2 protein-coding genes and 1 pseudogene are annotated in these 2,956 nt (G+C 66.6%); 1 reads left to right on the top strand and 2 read right to left on the bottom strand.

The annotated features are described in order from the left end of the window. Together EOA29_RS31235 and EOA29_RS31230 are read right to left on the bottom strand one after the other, a co-directional pair. Positions 1 to 460 (bottom strand): annotated as a pseudogene (locus tag EOA29_RS31235) (alpha/beta hydrolase); the annotation flags it as partial. Positions 461 to 666: 206 nt separating this feature from the next. After that, a complete protein-coding gene (locus EOA29_RS31230; RefSeq protein WP_126094606.1) occupies positions 667 to 1,365 on the bottom strand; it encodes a helix-turn-helix domain-containing protein in 699 nt (232 codons plus the stop codon). 110 nt (positions 1,366 to 1,475) lie between these two features. Here EOA29_RS31230 and EOA29_RS31225 point away from each other — a divergent pair, with 110 nt between their 5' ends. Then, complete coding sequence (locus EOA29_RS31225) at positions 1,476 to 2,882, top strand: FAD-binding oxidoreductase (RefSeq protein WP_126094607.1); 1,407 nt, start codon at positions 1,476 to 1,478, stop codon at positions 2,880 to 2,882. The last annotated feature ends 74 nt before the right edge of the window (positions 2,883 to 2,956 follow it).

The raw sequence follows: 2,956 nt of genomic DNA, 5'->3' as shown, positions 1-2,956 counted from the left end.
CGCTGGCGACGCCCGCGCGCCAGGCCTCGTATTCGAAGCAGCGGTCGAGCGAGAGATCGGCGAGGAAATCGCCTCGGATCGAACCGGCAACGGCCTCGAGCTCTTCCGTCGACGCCAAGGAAAGATCGCCCTTCGCCAGCGGCAGCAGCCGGGCATAGTCCGTTGCGACCTTGAGGGAGACCGAGTTGCGGTCGGCGACCAGGGCGGATTCGTCGTCGCCGAGCACCTGGCGGATCTTGGACAGGCTCCAGCGTAAGGCGCCGCGCGGATCGTCGGGAATGTCCCAGAAGATCTCGCAAAGCCGCTCGCGCTGATGCGGCTTGCCGGTGACCGCGAGATAGGCGAGCAAGGCTCTCGTCTTGCGCGACGGCGGCAGGTCGAGCAGCGCGCCATCACGGGCCACCTGGAAATCGCCGAGCACGCAGATGTCCAGCGGCCCGATATACGGACCGTCGGTCATGCGACCAGGCACCCTTCGACTGCCATTTACCCCTTTGCTTCTCGCGGCGGGAGATGACCGCACGCAATATCAAAATCGGCCAATTTACGAAAGCCTCGTCGCCACCGGCTTGGGGCTGAGTTACGACAGGACTGGTGGCGGCGAATGTGTGATGGGTAACATTGGCGGCGGTGCGGCGCCGCGACGGGAGGGCCGAACCGAGGATTTCAGCCCGCGGGACTCACGGCGGCGCGGGAGACCGGCCTGATGTGAGCGAACATGCTGCGGGCGTTCCAGGTCGGGAAGGCTCTGGCGAGCGACAGGTCGCCGTCGAGTTGGATGCGGCCCTCGCGGGTGGCCTGGGCCCAAGTAAGCTGTCCGGCGTGCCATTTGACGAAGGCTTCGGCTTCCGCCGTGATGTAGAGGTCCTCGTCGAAGCCAGGGCACATCTTGCAGATCTCGGTGTCTCCAAGCTCGATGAGCAGCCAATAGCGCTCACGGCGCGGGCGGCCCGTGAAGTCGAAACGGATGACGACGCGTCGATCCGGGAGCCTGTCCCTGCGGAGCGCATTGCACATCGACCACAGAGCCACAAAGGGGTCGAGGTGCTGGGGAGCAATCTCGAGCCAATGTGCACCCCACTCGCCGAGCGACTGGCAGACCGTGAAGAGGTCGTGGCCCGCGGACGTGAGCTCATAGTGGCGCCCGCGCCCGTCGGGCTTGGGTGTCGACTCGACGACCCCGACCCATTCGAGCTGCCTGAGCCGCTCCGAGAGCAGCGTACGGGAGAGTCCGGGCGCGCCCTCCAGGATCTCGCTGAAGCTTCCGCAGCCAAGGTACAAATTGCGGATGATCAGCGGTGTCCAGCGCTCGGCGAAAATCTCGGCGCCGCGGGCGATGGGGCAGTACTGGCCGTACGTTCTCACGCCGCCAGTGTTCCACGCCCGCCGTCGGCTGTGAAGTCCAGATTCTTGACTATACGGCAGCGGTCCGCGGTGGTCCGATGTGGCCTTCCTTCGAGTGAGAGGACACGACAATGACAACTATGATCGTCGGCCACCGGAGCCAGCAGCCAAGCGTCGCGGAGATCAACGGATTCCAAGGCCGGCTGATCAGTGCCGACCACGCCGACTACGACATCGCCCGCGCAGTCTGGAACGGCGCCATCGACCGGCGCCCGCGCCTGATCGCCCGATGCATCGGGACCGCCGACGTGATCGCGGCCGTGCGCTTCGCCCGCGACAACGATATGGAGATCGCCATACGAGGCGGAGGCCACAACGTGGCGGGCACCGCCGTTTGCGACGACGGGATCGTCATCGACCTCTCGGCGATGCGGGGCGTGCGAGTCGATCCCGCCGACCGCAGCGCCTGGGTGCAGGGTGGCGCGCTCTGGGGCGACGTCGACCGCGAGACCCAGGCGCACGGTCTGGCCACCACCGGCGGAATCGTGAGCCACACCGGAGTCGCCGGGCTCACCCTCGGCGGTGGCGTCGGCTGGCTGATGCGCAAGCACGGCCTCACAGTCGACAACCTACTCGCCGCCGACGTCGTAACGGCCGACGGTGATCTGCTGCGGGCGTCCGAGGACGAGCACTCCGACCTGTTCTGGGCATTGCGAGGCGGTGGTGGCAACTTCGGCGTGGTCACCTCGTTCGAGTTCCGTCTCCACGCCGTCGGGCCTGCCGTACTGGCCGGGCCCATCCTATGGGACGCAAACGACGCCGGGGATGTCCTCCGCTTCTACCGCGACTTCGTCCGCGATGCTCCCGACGAGCTAGGCACGGTCGTGAGGTTCGGTACCGCCCCGCCGCTGCCCGTCATCCCTGAGGATCTGCACTGGCGCCCCGTGATGATCGTGGGTAGCTGCTACGCCGGGCCGATCGAGGACGGTGAGAAGACGCTCCGCCCGCTCCGCGCATTCGGGACTCCCCTCCTCGACCTGGTCGGGCCCACGCCGTACGTGGGATTCCAGAGCGCTCTCGACTCAACCGTCCCCCACGGCTGGAACTACTACTGGAAGTCCACCCACCTGCCCGAGCTCCACGACGAGCTTGTCGACGTGATCGCCGGGCACGCGTTCTCCTCCTCATCGCCGCGGTCCTACGTGGCGCTGTTCCAACTGAAGGGGGCGGTGAGCCGTGTGGCCGAGGGCGAGACGGCGTTTGGGAACCGCCAGGCGTCGCACGCGATCACCCTGGACGCGGCGTGGCGACCCGGCGAGGACTATGGCGACCAGGACACCGCCTGGACGAGGAGGTTCTTCGCCGCCCTCGGGCCGTTCCGCGAAGGCGTTTACATCAACTTCCTCGGCAACGACGAAGATCCGAACCGGGTCCGCGAGGCGTATGGCGAGCCTGTCTACGACCGGCTGGTGGACGTGAAGACCAAGTACGACCCCGATAACGTCTTCCACCACAACCAGAACATCCGCCCGATTTGAGTGACGTTCGGGGGCAGCATGGGGCCAAGGACGACAGGACGGGTTGCGGGAATGTGTGGTGGGTTACCCTGCGG

Origin of the sequence: Mesorhizobium sp. M1E.F.Ca.ET.063.01.1.1 (genome assembly GCF_003998155.1) — a bacterium.
GTDB lineage: Bacteria > Pseudomonadota > Alphaproteobacteria > Rhizobiales > Rhizobiaceae > Mesorhizobium.
This window is presented reverse-complemented; position numbering and strand designations above follow the sequence as displayed.